23 protein-coding genes are annotated in these 21,231 nt (G+C 43.5%); 12 read left to right on the forward strand and 11 right to left on the reverse strand.

From position 1 onward, the window contains the following. Window positions 1-25 precede the first annotated feature (25 nt). Together ACE5CV_RS19195 and recO are read left to right on the forward strand one after the other, a co-directional pair. Window positions 26-391 (forward strand): diacylglycerol kinase family protein, encoded by a 366-nt coding sequence (locus ACE5CV_RS19195; RefSeq protein ID WP_374951820.1) that lies wholly within the window; start codon window positions 26-28, stop codon window positions 389-391. Next, complete coding sequence (gene recO / locus ACE5CV_RS19200; RefSeq protein WP_374951821.1) at window positions 381-1,106, forward strand: DNA repair protein RecO; 726 nt, start codon at window positions 381-383, stop codon at window positions 1,104-1,106. The genes ACE5CV_RS19195 and recO overlap by 11 nt, the downstream gene beginning before the upstream one ends. Here recO and ACE5CV_RS19205 read toward each other — a convergent pair whose 3' ends face one another. From ACE5CV_RS19205 to ACE5CV_RS19240, 8 genes are all read right to left on the reverse strand, one after another. Next, on the reverse strand, window positions 1,107-2,228 hold the full coding sequence (locus tag ACE5CV_RS19205; RefSeq protein WP_374951822.1) for an AI-2E family transporter: 1,122 nt from the start codon (window positions 2,226-2,228) through the stop codon (window positions 1,107-1,109). A gap of 44 nt (window positions 2,229-2,272) precedes the next feature. Beyond that, window positions 2,273-2,515 (reverse strand): hypothetical protein, encoded by a 243-nt coding sequence (locus ACE5CV_RS19210; protein ID WP_374951823.1) that lies wholly within the window; start codon window positions 2,513-2,515, stop codon window positions 2,273-2,275. A 243-nt stretch (window positions 2,516-2,758) separates the two neighbouring features. Then, complete coding sequence (locus ACE5CV_RS19215) at window positions 2,759-3,673, reverse strand: sugar transferase (protein ID WP_374951824.1); 915 nt, start codon at window positions 3,671-3,673, stop codon at window positions 2,759-2,761. A gap of 102 nt (window positions 3,674-3,775) precedes the next feature. Further along, window positions 3,776-4,549, reverse strand: a complete 774-nt coding sequence (locus tag ACE5CV_RS19220; protein WP_374951825.1) for a class I SAM-dependent methyltransferase — start codon at window positions 4,547-4,549, stop codon at window positions 3,776-3,778. 1 nt (window position 4,550) lies between these two features. Beyond that, window positions 4,551-5,183: an FkbM family methyltransferase gene (locus tag ACE5CV_RS19225; RefSeq protein ID WP_374951826.1), complete on the reverse strand. Its 633-nt coding sequence runs from the start codon at window positions 5,181-5,183 to the stop codon at window positions 4,551-4,553. Between the two features lie 17 nt (window positions 5,184-5,200). Beyond that, complete coding sequence (locus tag ACE5CV_RS19230) at window positions 5,201-6,517, reverse strand: flippase (RefSeq protein WP_374951827.1); 1,317 nt, start codon at window positions 6,515-6,517, stop codon at window positions 5,201-5,203. Between the two features lie 448 nt (window positions 6,518-6,965). Further along, complete coding sequence (gene typA, locus ACE5CV_RS19235) at window positions 6,966-8,777, reverse strand: translational GTPase TypA (RefSeq protein WP_374951828.1); 1,812 nt, start codon at window positions 8,775-8,777, stop codon at window positions 6,966-6,968. 417 nt (window positions 8,778-9,194) lie between these two features. After that, window positions 9,195-9,677, reverse strand: a complete 483-nt coding sequence (locus ACE5CV_RS19240; protein ID WP_374951829.1) for a nuclear transport factor 2 family protein — start codon at window positions 9,675-9,677, stop codon at window positions 9,195-9,197. Window positions 9,678-9,828: 151 nt separating this feature from the next. Here ACE5CV_RS19240 and ACE5CV_RS19245 point away from each other — a divergent pair, with 151 nt between their 5' ends. The 4 genes from ACE5CV_RS19245 (at window position 9,829) to ACE5CV_RS19260 (ending at window position 12,644) form a co-directional block, all read left to right on the forward strand. Then, on the forward strand, window positions 9,829-9,954 hold the full coding sequence (locus ACE5CV_RS19245; protein WP_374951830.1) for a hypothetical protein: 126 nt from the start codon (window positions 9,829-9,831) through the stop codon (window positions 9,952-9,954). A 213-nt stretch (window positions 9,955-10,167) separates the two neighbouring features. Further along, window positions 10,168-11,034, forward strand: a complete 867-nt coding sequence (locus ACE5CV_RS19250) for a DNA adenine methylase (protein WP_374951831.1) — start codon at window positions 10,168-10,170, stop codon at window positions 11,032-11,034. A gap of 4 nt (window positions 11,035-11,038) precedes the next feature. Then, a complete protein-coding gene (locus ACE5CV_RS19255) occupies window positions 11,039-11,533 on the forward strand; it encodes a hypothetical protein (protein ID WP_374951832.1) in 495 nt (164 codons plus the stop codon). 1 nt (window position 11,534) lies between these two features. Continuing rightward, complete coding sequence (locus ACE5CV_RS19260; protein WP_374951833.1) at window positions 11,535-12,644, forward strand: DGQHR domain-containing protein; 1,110 nt, start codon at window positions 11,535-11,537, stop codon at window positions 12,642-12,644. 152 nt (window positions 12,645-12,796) lie between these two features. On the opposite strand, the gene ACE5CV_RS19265 is transcribed toward ACE5CV_RS19260, so the two are convergent. The 3 genes from ACE5CV_RS19265 to ACE5CV_RS19275 all read right to left on the reverse strand — a co-directional run bounded on the left by ACE5CV_RS19265 (window position 12,797) and on the right by ACE5CV_RS19275 (window position 15,425). Beyond that, window positions 12,797-13,567 (reverse strand): hypothetical protein, encoded by a 771-nt coding sequence (locus ACE5CV_RS19265; RefSeq protein ID WP_374951834.1) that lies wholly within the window; start codon window positions 13,565-13,567, stop codon window positions 12,797-12,799. Between the two features lie 66 nt (window positions 13,568-13,633). Beyond that, window positions 13,634-14,281, reverse strand: a complete 648-nt coding sequence (locus ACE5CV_RS19270; protein ID WP_374951835.1) for a TetR/AcrR family transcriptional regulator — start codon at window positions 14,279-14,281, stop codon at window positions 13,634-13,636. Window positions 14,282-14,636: 355 nt separating this feature from the next. After that, window positions 14,637-15,425 (reverse strand): alpha/beta hydrolase, encoded by a 789-nt coding sequence (locus tag ACE5CV_RS19275; protein WP_374951836.1) that lies wholly within the window; start codon window positions 15,423-15,425, stop codon window positions 14,637-14,639. 156 nt (window positions 15,426-15,581) lie between these two features. Between ACE5CV_RS19275 and ACE5CV_RS19280 the strand changes: the two genes are divergently transcribed. From ACE5CV_RS19280 to ACE5CV_RS19305, 6 genes are all read left to right on the forward strand, one after another. Next, on the forward strand, window positions 15,582-16,289 hold the full coding sequence (locus ACE5CV_RS19280) for an esterase family protein (RefSeq protein ID WP_374951837.1): 708 nt from the start codon (window positions 15,582-15,584) through the stop codon (window positions 16,287-16,289). Between the two features lie 167 nt (window positions 16,290-16,456). After that, a complete protein-coding gene (locus ACE5CV_RS19285) occupies window positions 16,457-17,566 on the forward strand; it encodes a RimK family alpha-L-glutamate ligase (protein WP_374951838.1) in 1,110 nt (369 codons plus the stop codon). A gap of 150 nt (window positions 17,567-17,716) precedes the next feature. Next, complete coding sequence (locus ACE5CV_RS19290) at window positions 17,717-18,814, forward strand: carboxylate-amine ligase (protein WP_374951839.1); 1,098 nt, start codon at window positions 17,717-17,719, stop codon at window positions 18,812-18,814. Window positions 18,815-18,911: 97 nt separating this feature from the next. Next, window positions 18,912-19,745: a type 1 glutamine amidotransferase gene (locus tag ACE5CV_RS19295; RefSeq protein WP_374951840.1), complete on the forward strand. Its 834-nt coding sequence runs from the start codon at window positions 18,912-18,914 to the stop codon at window positions 19,743-19,745. Between the two features lie 66 nt (window positions 19,746-19,811). Further along, on the forward strand, window positions 19,812-21,008 hold the full coding sequence (locus tag ACE5CV_RS19300; protein ID WP_374951841.1) for a hypothetical protein: 1,197 nt from the start codon (window positions 19,812-19,814) through the stop codon (window positions 21,006-21,008). Window positions 21,009-21,063: 55 nt separating this feature from the next. After that, complete coding sequence (locus ACE5CV_RS19305) at window positions 21,064-21,225, forward strand: FeoB-associated Cys-rich membrane protein (protein ID WP_374951842.1); 162 nt, start codon at window positions 21,064-21,066, stop codon at window positions 21,223-21,225. Window positions 21,226-21,231: the final 6 nt, after the last annotated feature.

Here is a 21,231-nt window from a genome sequence, read left to right on the forward strand (position 1 = left end):
GGCAATATTGTTAAATTTACCGCTGATGAAAAAACTGCTCTTAAGCTTTGGCTTTGCATTTAAAGGGATCAGGTATGCATTTACAACGCAGCAAAATTTCAGGATCCATGTATTTGCGGCAATACTGGCTATCGCTTTCGGGCTATTTTTGCACATCAGTGGCGATGAATGGCAATGGGTAATGTTATGCATCATGCTCATGCTGGTGGCCGAACTTCTGAACACTGCAATTGAAGCTTTAGTCGACCTGGTATCGCCGGGCTATAACAAACTGGCCGGGCATGTAAAGGATGTTGCGGCGGCGGCAGCCCTGGTGGTGGCGGTATTTTCACTCATTACCGGCATTATCATTTTCGTCCCTAAATTATTAGCGCTTGTAAATGCTGCATAAAACCAGGGGCATCGTTTTCAAAACTACCGACTATAGCGAAAGCAGCGTAGTAGTGCAGGTATTTACAGAAAAATTCGGGCTGCAATCCTACATCATCAATGGCGCGCGCAAGCCAAAGGCCAAGATCAGTCGCAATATGCTGCAGCCGCTCAGCCTGCTGGATATGGTGGTGTATCATAAGTCCGCCGGTAACATCCAGCGCATTGCTGAGCTGAAAAACTCGCCCCAATTGCAAACCATCCCTTACGATATTATAAAAAGCTGCCTGGCTATGTTCCTGAACGAGGTGCTGTACAAAGCAATTAAACAGCAGGTTGCCGACGAGAAAAGTTTTGATTTTATTTTTAATGCCATTGAACTGCTGGACCATACCGATAAAGGGCTGGCTAATTTTCACCTGGTATTCCTCATTCAGCTCACGCGTTATCTGGGTTTTTACCCTCATGGCACGCAATCGCAAAACGCCAGTTACTTTGATATGAAGGATGGCGTATTCAGCAACTATAAGCCGGATAGCTCATCGTACCTGTCGCCGCCGCATACCAGTAATTTTTACAATTTGCTGAGCAACGGGTTCGGCCACCTGGAAGCCATTAAGCTTAACAACGATGAGCGCCGTTACCTGATCAGCAAAATACTTGAATATTACGCCATGCATATAGAGGGGTTCGGCAACATCAAATCGCACGAGGTACTGGAAGAAGTGCTGGGTTGATCACTTGCTCTTTTTAAATAACCGGGTTAAAAAGTTGCCTTCTTCGCCTTTCTTTTCCTTAGGCGGACCTATTAAGAAACCAATATCATGCAGGGGTTCGGCGTTATCGCAAATGATTTTGAATATGCCCAGCAACGGTACGGCAAGTACCATCCCCGGGATACCCCACACAGCCTCGCCAATAACAATTATCAGGATGGTAAACAGCGGATTGATGTTGAGCCGGTCGCCAACAACTAAAGGCTCCAGTAGGTAAGTTTGAATAAGCTGCACCAACCCATAGGTAATTATCACACCGATAACAACTTTAGTATCGCCGCTTTGGGCAAGGGCCATTAGTACCGTGATAGATGTGCCGGTAATATTACCTGCAAAAGGTACCAGCTCCAGTATGCCGCAGAGCACAGCAAAAAACAAGGCGTTCTTTACGCCTGCAATGGTAAACCCTATTCCATACATTACCCAAAGCATCACTATCATCAACCCTAAACCACCCAGGTAGCTTTGGGTTACCTTCCCTGCATTTTGCAGTACTTCGCGGGTAGTTTCGCGGTTCTCGGGCTTAAACAGTCGCAACAGGAATTGCTTAAAGTGGCCACGGAAGAAAATGAACAGGAATGTGTAAACCAATACCAAGATCGCATCTACCATAATACCGGCCATTGAGCCCAGTAAACCGGTTACAATGCCGGCAACTTTACCCATGCCGCTGCCCTGCTGTTCTTTTATGATCTTCTGCTGCTCCTGGTGCGAGATGCCAAAATGCTGCTTTACGTAGCTTTTAAGCCCTGCAACAAGCTCGCCTACCCTTTCCTCAATCTTCGACAAATCTTCTACCAGGCCGCTTAACTGGTACTGCAGCAAGGTAATCACAGCGCCTACCAATACCAGCAATGCTACTACGCTTAAGGTTGATGCCAGGCCGTTGCTAACGCCTTTACGCTGCAGCCATTGGCAAACAGGCAAAAGTAACATGGCAAGTACGGCTCCAAATGTAAGCGCAATAAGCACGGTGCGCCCAAAAAACAGAATAGCAAATACCAGTACAAATAAAGCAAGGATACGAAGGGTTTGGTTAAGGTAATTAATGGCCATGCAGCGGATATAAAAATATGGCACCATACTTTTTAGTATAGTGCCATATCGTTTTGTTTTTAAATGATTTATTATCCTAAGATACGTTTTTTGATATAATCTACGGCAGAGTCGGGCAGGTCATTCCCGCCGGTCTGTACCCATGCCCCGTCAGGTTGCACGGTTATTTCGGCATTGATCTTATCTTCAATGCATATACTTACTTTATTTTGCTCTTTTACTACAGTGCAAGGCACTTCACGGCCCGAGTAGTGCAGCTGAAATTCATATTTGCCGTCGTTTGCAGCTGGTGCGGTGTCTTTCTCGTCTATCATGGTTTAGTTTTTTTAAGCATAACACCAAAAAACGAACCAATGTTTCATAAACAAAAAAAGAGAAAACCGGGCGGCCTTCTCTTTTAAGTTTTTACTGATCTCATTATATCATAAAGAACAATTGGTATAGGAAGATAATAATAATTAACCAAATATAATATCTGGGCAAATTACACCAGTGAGGTAACAGATTTTTATTTATTAACAATATTTATATTATTAACATACATATTATTAGGCCGTTCACTTTGCCAGGTATTTTATTTTTAGCTGTTTGATGAAACGCATGCCCCGTTGCAAAAAAGTACCCTTGCGGTTTTTCAGGAACTGCCGGATAGCCCGGTAAGCCTCGGGGTTTTCGGCCACCATAGTTGGGAACTGCGTAACCGGCTTTCTGGCTATCTGTACCTGGTACATGTTTTCGATATTGGAATGCACGCCCGAGCCGTCATGCCCAATGTTGTGAATAAGTGAGTGTGAAGGGTTAAGTGTTTGCCCGCCCTTAAGAAATATAGAAGCATACCACCGGATAGCCCAGGAGTTGTTTTTACCCGTCTTGAAACCCTGCATCTGTTTCCAGAAATTCATGGTGCCCTCTATCGAGAATTGTTTGATCTTGGTATCATCAAACTGCGACATCAACTGATCGATATCTGGTTCAAAATGCTTCCATGATCGTGCCCATGTTGCCCAACCCCAGCTAAATGCGGCACGAAAAAAGAAGGTTTCGGGCAATGTTTTATCCGCAAGGTCAAACATATAAGCACCAATGTGCATCACCTGTTCATCATCGGCGTACCGCATTAGCGCATCGTTAAAAAAACGTAAGGAATAGGGTGATGACAGCAGATCGTCCTCAAAAACGATAACCTTGCCGTACTCGTTTACCAGTTCGGTAACGCCGCTAATGATCGAGTTTGCCAGCCCCAGGTTTTTATCGCGCTTAATCACCTTTACGAATTTAAACCCTTCTATCGCCTCGGTCAGTTCCCTTACCTCGGTTACAGCAGCCCTGTCTTTTTCCGTTCGCTCTCCGTCGGAAAAAATGAACAAGCGCGAATCTGATGCAAGCTCGTTTTTTTGCAAATAGCTAATGGTACGGCGCGTATGATCGGGCCGGTTGTAAACAAATAATGCTATGGGTGCCAGGTGGGCCAACTAATGATCGATTGAGTTAATGATTCGAGTTAGTAATACACAGACAAGAGGCACCAAGTAACTACGCCTTATTACGCCTTGTCGATTAATTAAATTTTAGCGTTAAAATATATCAGCCTGTTTATCATTTTTATTGCACAGTACGGTATAAGCATTGGCCAATTTCTCGTGCCATTTATGCCCGCCTAACTTAGCAACGGCTGTTTTGGCAAAATACTCCATCGCTATTTTCATTCCTGTTACTATTCCTTTAGGTTTCTTTTGGTTTACATAGGTATTAAACAGTGTAACCTCGGGCTCTATCATCGATGTAAGGTCTGCCACTACCTCGAAACCCTCCGTTTGCAACAAATATCTTAAAGATGTAGGGGTATAAACATTGATGTGCCCATAAGCCAGGAAGTGCTTTATTCGCTTGTCTACCCCATGCTTGTAGTCGATGGGTACTTCTATAACAAAACTACGGCTTACGCGCTTTAACTCGCGCAGCAGCATGCGCTCGTGCTCCACATGCTCTAACACGTGCGATAGGATGATCAGGTCGAAGCTATTATCCTCAAAGGGAAGTTTATATCCATCAAACTCTTGTACGGATACCAGCCCCTTAATCTGCCTTGACCGGATGTGCTTAACCCCGCTATCGCTTATCTCTACCGCATAATATTCAGGTGCAAAATTCCAGTCCGATAAATATTTCAGTATACTGCCATCGCCGGCGCCTACTTCAAGCACTTTGGCAAAAGTTTGCCCTTTACAAACGTCAACAATGTGCTGCGCTTTATATTTGGCACCCAGCATGCGCCAGGCCTCGTCATGTTTCTGGTAAAATTCATCATAGGCGGTTTTTACATTGCCGCTTAGCTTATCTGCCGCCATATTAAATACCCAGGCAATTATTTGATCGGTAAAAAACTGAGGTAGATTTGCGGTAAAATAAACCTGGCGATATCCCGCTGAATGGCAAGTGCTTAAAGCCCTTTGCTACCAAAAAATCAACCCCTTCCTTATACACTTCCCTTTCCGAATCATCCAGCACTACAACTCCGCTATCAGTCAATGCTTCTACGGCTTGCTTACAGCAGTTTACCCTGTCGCGGCCATCAACAATAATGATGTCGAATTTCTCTTCTAACTTAATGGGCATCTGGCAGTAATCGCCGCCACGCACCAGTTCGGTAAATATCAGCTCCGAATTATCCGGTTTGCGGTCAGATTTCTCAATTTTGTCAAACCACTCCTTATCATGCTCTACCGATACCACTACCCCTGCATATTTAGCGTAAAAATAGGTAGAGTTACCTGATCCAAACTCAAACACGGTATGTTGCTTACCTAAACGGCTTATAATAAAATCGATGAACGAGTAGGTAACCCAGGGGATGGGATTGCCATCGCGGTCTACCGGCGACTTGCTATCGAACGCTTTGAACCAGCCGACATCATCCAGGTAGCCCTTTTTATTGAACGACAGCAACGACCGCAAATGCGACGGGTTGGATATTACCTCCATAAGTGATGAAAATGTGCTCAACGCTTTGTAATTTTTTGAAACAGTGAAATTAAAAATAATGATTTAAACATCATCACGCCCTGCCGGTTAACTTTTGGAATAAAAAGCACAAAAAATGCCGAGCCGGCATAAGCCACCAGTGTAGCAATGGCTGCACCCATCATACCCATTTTAGGGATAAGTATAAGATTTAGTATGATGTTTACTATTGCCCCGAAACCTGTGCGTATAAAAGTAAGTTTGGTGTAACCTTCGGCGATAAGGTATTGGCTATTTGCCGCCCCTAAAAACACAAACACACCCGACCAGATATGCACAGACAGTACCGGCGCAGCATAGGCATACTCGGGCGTGTAGAGTTTATATATCAACGGCGATGCAAAGGTAATTATAAGCGCGGCAGGCAGGCTTAGGTATACCATTAAGTCGTAAAGATTTTGGATGCGTTTTTTGTACCGCTCCAGATCATCCCGCCGGGCATTAAGAATTGCGGGGAACAGCGTGGTTACAATTACCGTTGGTATAAAGTTCCAGGCTTCGCTAAGCGATGCCACCGTAGCGTAAGCCCCTGCTTCTTTGGTACCCGCTATGTTCTGGATCATCAACTGATCTATTTTCATATACAGCGATACCATAACGCCGGAGATAATGAGCGGCCATGAATTTTGCAGCAGTTTACCTGCCAGCTGTCCGTTGTATCCCCATTTAAAAATATTGCGCCCCTTACGCTGATAGGTAAAATAATAGCCAATGGCTATCAGCACAAAATCTAAAGCGTAGGCATAAACGAAGGCAATAAGTGGCATCTTTAAATAAATAAGCACCAGCTTAATTGCAGCAGATAACAAGTTGCCCGTAACCTGCACTTGCATAATGTACCTTGACTGTACCTCTGACTGAAAGTACGAATCAATAACATTAAAAGCCTGTACAATGCCGATGATAGAAAAGATGAAAACGTAATTGTAAGGCGTGCCCTTGGCGGGGTAAACCTGATAACAAAGCCAGATCAGCGGAATAACGGCAAGCCCTGCCATCACCTTCATCCAAAAGGCAGTACCCAAAATACGATCCCGATGCCTCGGAAACTGGTGCAGCTCTTTTACTACAAACTGATCCAGCCCAAGTGTAGCCAAAGCCGAGAACAGATAGATGTAAGTAATGCCACCGGTAATAATACCCAGCTTATCTTTACTGAGGTAACGTGCAACGGCAATGCCTACCAGCATTTTTATAAGCAGGCTACCTACCTTGCCTATAAAGGTCATCCCCGTATTTTTAAAATACTTTTCTAAAGCTTGCTGATCAAAACCTGGAATGCTGGGAATACGCATGATTGTAGCGCAAAGATAGTAGAATTAAGATGTGAGAGAAGAGCGGGTTGGGAAGTAGGGAGCGAGAGGTCGTACGCCGAAAATCAGCATCGCAAACGTAGTAGCAGAACGAAACCGCTCCTCTGCGGGATAGGTAACGCACGGGTGGCATAGGCTCTGATGGCCCACAGACATTGACAGGGCGGAACCAAGCCGCGACTTTTCTTTGGTTCGTTTCTTTTGAGAGAAAAGAAATGAACATCCACTGACGACGATACCGTTAAACCATCCCTAACGAAGAACTGTTCAATAGTTACTTATCGCAGAAGATTTCTCCTCGCTATCGCTCGTTCGAAATGACAGTTTTGTTGAACAGGTTGCTTTTTCCTGTTTGCTACTTAAGGCACAAAAAAAGGCTGCCAAATTAATGACAGCCTTTTTAATGTTTATCAAAGCAAATAAGGATAGCTTACTGACTCTGGAATTTTTTAGCGTTAATGCGGCGCTCGTTTTCGTTCAGATAGATCTTACGTAAACGGATGCTTTGAGGCGTAACCTCAATGTACTCATCAGCCTGGATATACTCCATAGACTCCTCTAAAGAGAATTTGATAGCCGGCGCAATACGTACGTTGGTATCGCTACCAGATGCACGCATGTTGGTTAACTGCTTGCCTTTGGTTAAGTTAATAACCAAATCATTATCGCGGATGTGCTCGCCTAATACCTGACCTTCGTAAACATCAACTCCCGGATCGATGTGGAACCTGCCACGATCTTGTAATTTATCAATAGCGAAAGCAGTTGTCTTACCGGTATCCATAGAAACCAATACACCATTTAACCTGCCGGGGATCTGACCTTTCCAAGGCTCGTATGCCTTAAAGCGGTGGGCCATAATAGCCTCGCCACCTGTTGCAGTTAATACGTTATTACGTAGACCAATGATACCACGTGCTGGGATATCAAACTCTAGGTTCTGTAAATCGCCTTTTGGCTCCATTACCAACAGGTCGCCTTTACGCTGTGTTACCAGCTCAATAACTTTACCTGCAACATCACCCGGTACATCAACAATAAGGGTTTCAACCGGCTCACATTTAACACCGTCAATTTCTTTAACGATAACCTGCGGCTGGCCTACCTGTAACTCGTAACCTTCGCGACGCATGGTCTCGATCAATACCGATAAATGGAGGATACCACGACCGTAAACCAGGTAAGAATCCGGCGACTCGGTTTCAACAACCTTTAGTGCCAGGTTTTTCTCCATCTCTTTGTACAAACGGTCACGTAGGTGACGAGAGGTTACAAACTTACCCTCTTTACCAAAGAAAGGTGATGTGTTGATGGTGAACAACATATTCATGGTAGGCTCATCGATATGAATAACCTCCAGTTGCTCCGGTTTATCGAAATCGGCAATGGTATCGCCAATGTCAAAACCATCTATACCTACAACAGCACAAATATCACCTGCGCTAACAGATGTTGCTTTTACTTTACCCAAACCTTCGAAAGTGTAAAGCTCTTTAATACGTGATTTTTGGATAGTGCCATCGCGTTTTACCAAAGATACCGGCTGGTTCTCTTTGATAGTACCACGAGCCACGCGGCCAATTGCGATACGGCCTACGAAAGACGAGTAATCTAACGAGGTGATCTGCATTTGCAAAGTACCTTCACTTATTGGTGGCGGTTGTATGTTTGCTAAAATAGCATCCATCAACGGGAAAATATCTTCTGTAGGTTGTTTGTAATCAGTACTCATCCAACCTTGTTTGCTTGATCCGTAGATAACCGGGAAATCCAATTGATCTTCGGTAGCTTCAAGGTTAAAGAACAATTCAAAAATCTGCTCGTAAACCTCTTCAGGGCGGCAGTTTTCTTTATCTACCTTGTTTACAACCACAATAGGTTTTAAGCCTAACGCCAAAGCCTTTTGGGTTACAAAGCGGGTTTGAGGCATAGCGCCTTCAAAAGCATCACACAATAACAATACACCATCAGCCATTTTCAATACACGCTCAACCTCGCCGCCAAAATCGGCGTGACCCGGGGTATCAATGATGTTGATCTTAACATCTTTGTACATAACCGAAACGTTTTTTGATACGATGGTAATACCACGCTCGCGCTCCAGGTCGTTGTTATCTAATATTAGTTCACCAGTTTCCTGGCCATCACGAAAGATAGCGCAACTGTGTAAAATTTTGTCAACCAATGTGGTTTTACCGTGGTCAACGTGTGCGATGATCGCTATATTTCTTATTTTTTGCATAAAATGCGGCCTCTAAATTTGGCGCAAAGATACGGTTTATAAATGGTATAAAGAAACCTGCCGTGCGTTTTACAATTGTTTGATGGAGAGTTAATTGTTGGATAACATGGTGATAGGTTTTGAGTACAGACAAGGTTGGTGATAAAGATTATTGCTTTTGGTGCTCCGTTAGGAATGGCAGTGAGCAATTAAGCGTTTGTGGATGTTACTTTTCTTTGGCAGCAAAGAAAAAGTAACCAAAAGAAACTGCCGGCTTGGTTCCGCCCTTTGTAAGTTAGTGCTTCTTCAATTGTGGTGCCACCCGTGCGTTACGCTATGCCGGTTTTAGCGGTCATCGTCCCGTTCATCAGGCTCTAAAAGCTTATTAGTGTTCTTTGTCCGTCCGTATGTTGGTACTAACAACTTAGGAAACCTTTATTAATGCAAACTTACCACCCTTGTTATTTGCCACTTGGCATTGCGCAGGCGCCATATCACAATAAATTTATCGGGCTTGGATGGCGTTTCGCTCTCGGCATGGTTAATAAACTGGTGCAGCCCTATCTCTACCGCGCCAAAGCCTGCAATAGGGTAAACTTCTACACTGCCCTTTACCAGCACACGCGTTACCTTGCCGCAAATGTTATTTTTGAGCGCATCCAGCAGGGCTTGTTTAGAGGTCATGAGGCCGCCCTTATCATGGTAAAATTCAATACTATCTGCATATACCGCCGCCTGGGTTGCCATATCGCAGGTGTTATAAGCTGTAAAATAAACGCTATCCATATGCAGGATGGTGTTGTACAGCTTCTGATCGCTTATCTGATAGGTATACGCGTCCTTACTTTGTGCCGAAACCCTCCCCGAAAAGAAGATGATGGTGACTAACACACAAACTGCTGACAGTTGAAATTTTTTCATGATGGTAATTGAATTGTACCGGTAAGACGCTGCTGACTACGCGTTGTTACAATTGGCAATTTATAGCAGCTTTTGCATATCCGGAAATGGTGAGTAACAAAGGGACTGATAACCCGTGTGATTGCAAGCAACGGAGGGATGAATTCTTAAAATGCAAGGAAAGTTGTGTGGCGTTACCTGCGGCCCGGGCTTTCCGCTCATGCGCCTGCAGGCCTTAGGCGCAAAGCCGGTATCCGCTGCAATCCCTAACGCAAAGAACAGGAATTACGCTAATTAAAAAATGTGACTTAAATACTTTTAACTTTAAATAAATTTAACATTTGCTATAAATCAAAAATTTGAAGCAACTATTTAATCTGCAATTAATTTAAGATTGCGTAGAAATACGTATTGTAAATTGTAAAATATTTTTTAGATTTAAAGATAGCATGAATGACCTCGTAATAGTTAGCGTGAAACAAAATGCGTAGAATTGCAACTCCTTAATAATATGCTCAACTTACACAAGGTTACGGATAACAGTATAGAAAAAGTCACAGAGAACTTCGAACCTTTAAAACCATTTATTAGGTGGGCTGGTGGAAAGCAAAACTTAGTTAAAGTTTTATCTGAAAACTTGCCCAAGAATGGATTTGGTAAATATTTCGAGCCATTTGTTGGCGCAGGCTCTTTATTTTTTTTTAACAATTTTAGATCAAGTGTAATTTCCGATATAAATCCACATTTGATTAACGCCTATGAAAGAATTAAGACTTCCCCTGAAGAAATATTCGACCACCTTAGCTTTTTCAAAAAAAATATTTCTAAAGAACACTATTATTTACTGCGATCTAAGTTTAATAGAGAAAGGGAAATTTTCACTTCTGAGCAAGCCGCAACATTCATTTTTTTAGTACACACATCTTTTAATGGAATTTTTAGGGTTAACAAAAAAGGGGAATATAATGTACCATTTGGGAAAATAAACCCAGCTATACCAGATCTACCTTATCTTAAGAAAGTACAGCGAAAACTACTTAATTGTGACATGCACAATTGCATGTATGAGGACATTATTGACAAAATCAACTACAACGATTTTATTTACCTTGATCCGCCTTATCCCCCATTAAACGATACATCTTTTTTTCAACATTACACAATAGACAAATTTTCTTCTACTAAGCAACAAGAATTAGCATCCTATGCGAAATTGCTGAGTGACCGAGGTGCTAAAGTTATGATCTCAAATGCAAACATAAACTCTATTCAAAATTTATATAAAAGCTGGAACATAAGTAAAATAAGCACTTATAGATATGTCAATTGTAAATCTGAAAGAAAAGTCGTTGAAGAATTAATCATAAAAAACTATTAAAGTAATGACTTTTCACAAACGAAAGCATCTAGGAAAGACGATCAAAGCTTTTTCTTATAACGTATTGGGAGTTGTTCTCCCTTTTATACTTTCCCTTATCCCAATACTTTTTTTAAAAAAGTATGACAAAATAGAGTCTTTTTTAGACGAAGGTGAATTTTTGATTTTTGCGTCTGGATTATACACAGGCGCGCTGTTTCTGTTTGGAGAAAATACAGCATCAATTAAAAAAATGCATGATAAAATCTTAAGCGCATTATGTATATGGTTATTAATAATCTGTTCAACATCATATGCTATTATATATTGTGTTCAATTATTGAAATTAAATGCCGGTATTGATTTGCCTTTTATACGAATTTATTCCCTGATAATTTTTTTTATAGCTGTTCTTGCAAGTTATAGAAGCGTATTTATCGACTTCTTAAAAACTTATCCCCAAGTTGATGTTGAAAAAATCAGTAAGCAGGATGTAGATAACATTGTCAATGATATTTAATATGGAACAGGAAATAGTTTTTACATGTTTAAAATGCATTCAACCTATTGGCGAATTTTATGTTGGGGTAATGAACCATGAAGATCTAATTACAATTTCTTATGCTGACATAAGAAGGTTAGAAACTGGAAATGAGATGCGTGAAGTTGAAGTTTACACAGGTATCCAAAGAGAGCTTTCAACCAACCGTGCTAAAGAGATCGGTAAATATGTAAATATGGTTGATGCAACATTTCCAACAAGCGTGATTCTACATATCAATGCGCAAGACATAATTGGCTATGACTCAAAAACGGGTTTAATGAGACTTCCGTTTAAGGATAATATTGCCAAAGTTTTGGATGGTCAACATAGAATTGCTGGGTTAGAAAATTATAGTCAAGGCGGCCAAACTTTTCAAATCAACGTAACCATCTTCGTAGGAATGGAATTGGAGGACCAGGCGATAGTTTTCGCCACTATCAATAAAACACAAACAGCTGTTAACAAGTCTTTAGTGGCCGATCTCTTTGAATTTGCTACACATCGAAGCCCTCAAAAAACGGCTCACAATATCGTTAGAGCATTAAATCAAAAAGTTGGAAGTCCATTTAATAATAAAATAAAAATTTTAGGAACCGCAAATGATAAGGAAAAGGAAACAATAACACAGGCTACATTTGCCGATGCGTTAATTAAATTATTATCAAAAGATCCAATGACGGATCGTGACATTTATAAAAGAGGAAAGGTACCAGCTAAATTTGATGATAAAGATTTGCAAACTCGACCTTTAAGGAACTTATTTATTGATAAGCAAGACAGTACCATAGCAAAAATTATATTAGAATACTTTGAAGCTGTACAAAAACGCTGGCCTACGGCATGGAATGTTGTTGAACCAGAAATGATATTAAATAAATCAACAGGCTTCATTGCCTTAATGAACCTATTTCATGATTTATATTTAAAAATTGGTCCAATTGGCGCTGTTATAGAGGCAAGAAGTTATACTACTTATTTTAACTTAGCCACTTTAAGAGATGAAGATTTCAATAGAACCAGATTTATTCCAGGGTCTGGGGGACAATCAAATCTTTATAAAACCCTTAAACAACAAATTGGATTATAATGGACATTCCAATATTAAATTATTACACGTTCGTAAGTTAAAGATGTTAATGTTGGACAAATCGAATTATTGTAATTGCTTTTTACCTACAGCATTCTTAAAAGATCTTAATACTGGTATATCTCACTGTTAGAAAACTAGTCACCACATCTTCACCCCCTCACCAACGGCATCCTGCTCAATGCCTGCGCCAATACAATTACAGCCATTGCCGTATAAATAACCGCAGAGAACAATGTGAGCCTAACATCCTTTAAAACGTAATAGGCCAGCAGCGGCAATACCTGAAGGGCGTGCATACCAATAAAGTGAGCAATTCGGGCGTCGCCAAACTGGCGGCTCCAGTTCAGGAAGGGGATGCCGCGGCTGCCGTCGGGGCCACCAATGGTATGGGCGTTCATGCCGCCCATCAGGGCGCCTTCAAAAGCAAATATCACAAACAAAAAAATGCTTAAACGGATGCTGAACAAGTAATAATCGGGCAACTGCGGGAAACTCCGGCTGCAAAATAAAATCCCGATGTAAGCCGTATGCAGGGTAACTGCAGTAGCAGCAAAGGCCATACCCGTATAAAGCACAGAATACAACGGCGTACTGCGGTTAAAGTGCGACTGCTGCCCCCTTGCTGCCTGGTAGGTTATATACACTAATTCAAAAGCCAAAAAAATTATGGTAGCCCAGCTGTAAATGCTAACCTGCCGGGGCATTTGCAGGTACCAGCAAAACCAGCCCATGGTAAAGCAGAAAACGCTTATAGACAGGGCAAACTTAATGGGTTTGTACCAGGCGTTGGAGCCCGTTACCTGTAACTGGCTGCCCCGCGCTATAACGATAAGTACAGCGGCGGTAAGCAGGCACATCAGCCCAAAATAAAATAAAGGCTCGTTGCGCATTTTAAGGGTGGTAATAAAATAATTTATCATGTTTTTATTAATTTATTGATCTATGTTTATTATTTGAACAATGTTCATTAAAAGGGCAAAAAAAGGTTATAACAGTTTTATCATCTTTACAAATTCTTCGAAACCCGCCGGTACCACCTGGGCCGCGTTGTTAAGGCGCACACCTTCTATACGGTTGCTGATGTGCAGGCTGCACATGCCGTGCACCACACCCCATATCATAAAGGTAAGCGGCTCGGGCAGATGCCCCTTAAAATGATGCTGGTCTATGCATTGCTGTACGGTTGCCTTCAAAAAAGTAAAGGCACTTATCCCCTCCTTCCACTCTTCGTCATTCGCGCTGTTAAGCACTTCCATCGGGGCCTTTAGGGTAAACATCAGTTCGTACATATCCGGGTTTGCCATAGCAAATTCGATATATAATCGCCCCATAGCGATAAGCCTTTCCAGTGGGTCTTCCACATGGCGCAGCACATCAAACTTCAGGCCCAGCTGTGCAAATCCCTGTATGTGCAATTCGTTCAGGATGGCGTTCTTATCTTTAAAATAAACGTAAACCGTGCCCACACTGTAGTCAATTTCCTGCGCGATACTGCGGATAGTCGTCTGCGCGACACCCTTCTCCACAAAAAGTTTACGGGCGCTGTTTAGTATCAGCGTCTTCAGCTCTTCTTTTTCTTTTATTTTACGGTTGGCAGTGGTCATTTGTTTACTTACAACAAAATAAATGAACATTGTTCAATAAAGCAAAATATTTTTATAAATTGTTTGTTCACTTCGTTCGGCATGTTCGGACAAGGTACAAACGGACAGGAGTTAAACACCCCCTGCCCCTCTCAAACGGAAATAGCTGCGGCAGCTGTAGCAAGTTGTCTGAACCTGAATTAACGGATTTAAAGAATTTACAGGATGAGGATGGAGATTCTGCTATACGTAAGGGGTGATTACATAGATGAGATCGCCACGTCGCTACCGCTCCCCGCAAAGACATAGTAGGTTATGGGGAGGTGCGGCCAATTCCGCTCGGTTAATAAGAACAAACTCCGCTCCGCAAACCAGAATCCTCAAACCACAATACCGCTACAAAAGCCTACTTCCCAAACGCCCACTGCAAAAACTTAGGCATGGCTTTGCCCCAGGTCTCGGGATCATGGGTACCGCCCAAAATTTCCAGGTATTGAATGTCGGCAGGGCGTTCGTAACCTTTGGCCAGCAGCTCTTTTATCACGTCGATAGTGTCATCAATAGAATCAATGATACCGTTCTTGTTGCGGTCGGCAGTTTCATCTTTGGTACCGGTTTGCAGCCAAAATTTCAGATCGGGTTTGCCCGCAGTTTTTTTGATCACACTGTGCATCAGGCGGTCGTCTGCAGTGTAGCCTTTGGTAAGGTCTTTACTCCTCCACCAAAACGAGGCCGAGAACGCGCCTACCCTGTCAAATAAATCCGGGTTATTCCAGGCAATATCCATAGCGGTTAAGCCACCCAGCGAAAATCCCGCGAATGCGGTACTTTCAAAATGCTCTATTCCCGTATGTTCGGTAATAAACGGCAGTAATTCGGCAGTAATAAATTTGGTGTACAAGTCGGCCTTTGCGCCGCGTTTCTTAAAATCAGGCTTGTTAGCGATACCATATTCCTGCAGGCGCTCCTCGCCGGCGTGTATGGCAACTACCAGCAGCGGCTTAATACAATTGCGGTCGTAAAGGTTTTCAAGGGTATTTATTAGCTTCAGGTTTTCCAATTCCTGGCCGTCATTCAGTAAAAGCAGGTTCAGGGGTTCGGCAAACGCGCCCTCTTCGGGCATCAGCAGGGTGCAGGTAACGTCGCGCTGTAAGTGGGCTGATGTTATAGTTATTTCCTGTTCTGCTATCTTCATTTCAGTATCTGTACTGTAGTACATGGCAAGTATAAAAATTATTAAGGGAACAAAAGTACGGCTATGCTTTTATTAAATTAACTAAAACAGAATTATTTGGCACAGTGTTGACATTTACATACAAAGCAGTTATCTTAACCTCTTAAACACAACAATTTGACTGAGCAATATCACCGGTGGCACTCGCCCAATTTAAATACCGACCTGGAAATGCTGGTTTTTGGCGACCGTGGTTACCCCGTGATCCTTTTTCCAACGACACGTGGTCGCTTTCATCAAAATAAAGATTTTGGGCTGATAGACACCGCCCGTTGGTTCATTGACGAGGGCCTGGTGAAGATCTATTGCCCCGATACGATTGACGACCGCAGCTGGTATGATAAGGGCATCCACCCGGCAGAACGTGCCCATAACTATACCTGGTACGATAAAATGCTGACGGATGAATTAGTCCCCTGGGCGCAACACGAAACCGGCGTAGGCCGCGTAGCCATGGCAGGTTGCAGTTTTGGCGGTTACCATGCAGCCAATTTCGCCTTTAAACACCCCGAGCTGGTGGCGCACCTTTTTACCATGGGCGGCGCGTTCGATATTAAGATGTTTAGCGACGGCCACCATGATGATAACATATATTACAATAACCCGGTTGATTTTGTACCCGGCAGCAATAACGAGTGGCTGTGGCGCATGAACATTATCCTGGGCACATCAGAACATGATATGTGCAAGGATTATAACATCAATATGTCAAACATCCTTAACGCAAAGGGCATTAACCACTGGCTGGACATCCGCCCCTACGCCAGTCACGACTGGCCGATTTGGCGTGAAATGTTCCCGCATTATTTGAGTACGATAAAGTAGGGAGCCGGGTTTCAGGGATGAGGATTCAGGCGCGGGGTGCGAGGAGTGGGGTTTCAGGGATGGAACGGGCAACAGGCAACACAATCCAGACCACCGAAAACAGGCCACCAAACAAAGACATTAACCGGCCAAAGGCAACACAGCCAGGCCACCAAATATATACTACCATGAAAAAAATAGGCATCTTATTCGGGCAGGAAAATTCCTTCCCACAGGCATTTGTAGACAGGATTAACGAGAAGGGCGAGAAAAACATCAGCGCGGAATTTGTACGCATAGACAAGATGATGCAGGGCGAGCCGTTAGGCTACTCGGTAATTGTCGACAGGATCTCTCAGGATGTTCCGTTTTACCGCGCATCTTTAAAAAATGCGGCCATCACCGGTACGGCGGTTATTAATAACCCCTTCTGGTGGAGCGCCGACGAGAAATTCTTTAACAACGCGTTAGCAGTTAAGCTGGGCGTACCGGTACCAAAAACAGTTTTGTTACCTTCAAAAGATCATCCGGACAGTACTACCGACAGATCGTTCCGCAACCTGGCTTTCCCGCTGGATTGGGACGCCATATTTGATTACGTTGGCTTCCCGGCGTACATGAAACCCTTTGACGGCGGCGGATGGCGCGATGTGTATAAAATTAGCGATAAGGAAGACCTTTGGGCAAAATTTGCCGAAACCAAGCAACTGGTAATGCTGCTGCAGGAAGAGATCATTTTTGATGATTACTTCCGCTGTTACTGCATTGGCGGCAAACATGTGCGCATTATGCAGTACGAGCCGCGTAACCCGCACCACCTGCGCTACGAACATGGCAAGGCACCGGCATCTAAACAAATGCTGGATACTATTACCAAATACGTTTTGCAATTGAACCAATATTTAGGTTACGATTTTAATACGGTTGAATTTGCCGTTCGGGATGGCATCCCTTACGCTATTGATTTCTGCAACCCTGCCCCTGATGCCGAAGTTACCAGCGTAGGCCAAGACAACTTTGAATGGGTGGTAGAAACCGCTGCAAATTATGCAATTGAACGCGCCAAAGCCCAAAGAGACGATCGCGACAACCTTACCTGGGGTGAGTATGTTAAAACAGGCGCAAACGGCAAGCCACTTATTGCGGCAGCAAAAGCAGCCAAAGCCGATGATGTATCGGTAGGCGCGGTTGACCACGCCATTACCGATGAAGCGAAACCGAAAAAGAAAGCGGCCGCACCAAAAAAGGAACCGGCCGCAAAGAAAGAAGCAGCACCTAAAAAAGCCGCAAAGAAATAATATAATGATTGTCATTTTGAGGGAAGCGTAGCGACGAGAAATCTTGTTTGTGATGCAAAGTTCACCACCTGTATCTTTGACAGGATTTCTCCTCGTACCTCGTTCGAAATGACATATTTTTGAAGAACAACCCCAAACCCCTAACCAATTATGAACAAGTTTACCTTAGGTGTTGAAGAAGAGTTTATGGTGATTGACCCTGTAACCAGGGAACTGCAATCGCACGACCAGAAAATTGTGGATAGTGCCCAAAAGATCCATGAAGACCAGGTAAAGGCCGAAATGCACCAGGCTGTGGTTGAGGTAGGTACGCATATTTGCCGCAATACCGAGGAAGCACGCAAGGAAGTAGGCAAGCTACGCACCACCGTGGCCCAACTGGCCGGCGATATCGGCCTGCGCATTGGTGCAGCAGGTACACACCCCTTTTCGCACTGGCAACACCAGTTGATCACCGACCACCCGAGGTATTTCGAGATAGTGGATGAATTGCAGGAGGCGGCACGCTCTAACCTGATCTTTGGGCTCCATGTACACGTGGGCATCCAGTCGCGTGATATGGCTATCCATATTGCCAACCAGGCACGATACTTTTTACCGCACGTTTACGCGTTAAGCACCAACTCGCCATTTTGGGAAGGCAGAAATACGGGTTACAAATCGTTCCGTACCAAAGTGTTCGATAAATTCCCCAGAACAGGTATACCAGATTACTTTGCCAGCATTGAAGATTACGACAATTATGTAAAGCTGCTGGTAAAAACTAATTGTATTGATAATGCTAAAAAGATCTGGTGGGACCTGCGCGTTCACCCATTCTTTGAAACCATCGAGTTCCGCGTATGCGATTGCCCGATGCTGGTTGATGAAACCATGACCTTTGTGGCTTTGTTCCAATGCATCTGCGCCAAGCTGTACAAACTGCGCCAAAGCAACATGAAGTTTATTACCTATAACCGTGCGTTGATCAACGAGAACAAATGGCGCGCTGCCCGTTATGGTATCGACGGGAAGATGATAGATTTTGGTAAAGAGCTGGAAGTGAACACACGTGCCCTTATCCTGGAACTGCTTGATTTTATTGACGACGTGGTAGACGACCTGGGCTGCCGCGACGACCTGCAGTATGTTCACAAAATATTGGAGAACGGCACCGGTGCCGACAGGCAACTGGCCGTTTACAACCAAAATAATAACTTTGCAGATGTGGTTGACTATATCACATCGCAAACGCTGAAAGGGATTTAGAGCCCCACCCAAACCCTCCCCGGAAGGGAGGGTTTAAGAACATATTAATAATTAGAAAAATAAAAGTCTTCCCTACCGGGTGATTTAGAGTGGGCTTATGAGTGAGATTAAAGTTGCCATATTAGATCTGTATGATGGCGTTGCAAATGAGGGAATGCGGGGTTTCCGTGATATACTGGAGCGTTATAAGGTTAAACATGCCCTCAATTTAAGCTACCAGGTATTTGACGTTCGCAAAAAAGCACAAGTGCCCGGTTTGGAATTTGATGCTTACATCTCGAGCGGAGGTCCGGGTAGTCCGCTGGATAGTGAGGGTACGGAGTGGGAAAAGAAATATTTTCAGCTGATAGATAAGCTGGAAGCTCATAATCAAAGCGCTGATCCGAAGAAAAAACACGTGTTTTTTGTATGCCACTCTTTCCAGTTAATGTGCCGCAGGTATGGCCTGGGCGAGATCGGTTTAAGGCGTTCACCGTCGTTCGGTATATTACCGGTACACATGACCGCCGACGGCAAAACCGAGCAGGTGTTCGATGGCCTTAACGAGCCCTTCTACACCGTTGATTCGCGCAGCTGGCAGGTGATCAATCCGGATATGGAAAAGATAGGGCGGTTAGGTATGACCGTGTTGGCGTTAGAAAAAGAGCGCCCGTACGTTGATTTGCCAAGGGCTATGATGGCTATTCGTTTTAATAAGTATTTTATAGCTACACAGTTCCATCCGGAAGCGGATGCTGTGGGCATGAAGTTGCTGCTACAGCGCGAAGATAAAAAGGATGAGGTGATTAATGAACATGGCGAAGCCAAGTACCAGGAAATGATTGAACGGTTGGAAGACCCGGACAAGATCATGCATACGCAAAACACCATTATCCCTAACTTTTTAAATGAAGCCATACTGAAGTATCAGCACGTAGAGGTAACGGAGTAAGCCGTAGGAAAGAATGTTCAGTTGTATGGATGGTTGTAAAACTATCCGTACAGAAAATAAATTACGATGAACCCATTAGCCAGAAAAACCCATAACGAAAACTTTACGGCAGAGAAGTATGCTGATTTTTTGGTAGATCTGAATACCGGCCTCAAAGACCCCATAGAATTTCGTATTGCCGAAACACCGGTATACCTTACCGACGATTTTAGGGATAAACTGATCAGGGCGGGCGATGATATAGTGGCCGCTATACTTCAACCAGATTTTAAAGAACTTACGGAGCGCGCCATTCCCGATCAATGGCGGGTAGCTAATGAGAACGGCCACTCCCACTTTATTGCCCTTGATTTTGGAGTTTGCAAAGACCAGGCAGGCAACATCGTACCCAAACTTATCGAGATGCAGGGATTTCCATCATTATATGGCTTTCAGGTGCATCTGGCAGAAAATTACCGGCATACATTTAATATCCATGGTAATCAAACCATATTTTTTAACGGGTTAAGCAAAAGCGGGTATCTGGATCTGCTCAAAAAAACCATTGTTGGGCAGTTTGATCCAAAAGAGGTGGTTATTATGGATGTAGATGCCCCTAAGCAGAAAACCGCCGTTGATTTTTACATTACTGAAGGCTATATAGGTACACCTGTTGTCTCCCTGGCCGATCTGATACAGGAAGGCAACCAGCTTTTTTATATGACAGCCGGCGGCGAAAAGCAACGCATCCGCCGTATTTATAACCGGTTGATATTCGATGAAATTGAAAACGACCCGGAAATTTTTAACAAGGTGGTTGATATCCGGCAGCCGCTCGATGTGGAATGGATAGCGCATCCCAACTGGTTTTACCGCATCAGTAAATTCACCATGCCTTTTCTTAAAGGCGACTATATCCCAAAAACACAGTTTTTGCACGAATTAAAAGAAATTCCGCAAAACCTGCAGGATTACGTACTGAAACCCTTATTTAGTTTTGCCGGGCAGGGCGTTATCATTGATATTACGGACGGCGATATCGAAAATATTAAAGACCCCGAGAACTGGATCTTACAGGAAAAGGTAAATTACGAACCTGTGCTGCAGGCACCCGATGGCGGCGTAAAGGTAGAGATACGTTTGCTGTATCTTTGGCCCGATGGTGATGCAAAACCCACCCTTGCCATTAACCTGGCCCGGCTAAGCAGGGGTAAAATGATAGGCGTTAGATATAATAAAGATTTTGACTGGGTTGGCGGTACTGTTGCATTTATGCATCAGTAAACCATATACTATTTTAATTGTCTGTACGTATTATATAATGTATTAATTTTGCAGCATGAACATACAGGCAATTCTTATCATCGTTATATTTATTGCAGCGGTTTATTACGTGGGCCGTATAATTTACAAAAGCATCTTTGCTCAGAAAAGCTGCGGCAGTAATTGTAAATGCGGTGTCGATTTTACGACCATTGCACCTGATAAGCAAAGCCGCTGATTTTGC

This window comes from Mucilaginibacter sp., from assembly GCF_964263795.1.
Lineage (GTDB): Bacteria > Bacteroidota > Bacteroidia > Sphingobacteriales > Sphingobacteriaceae > Mucilaginibacter.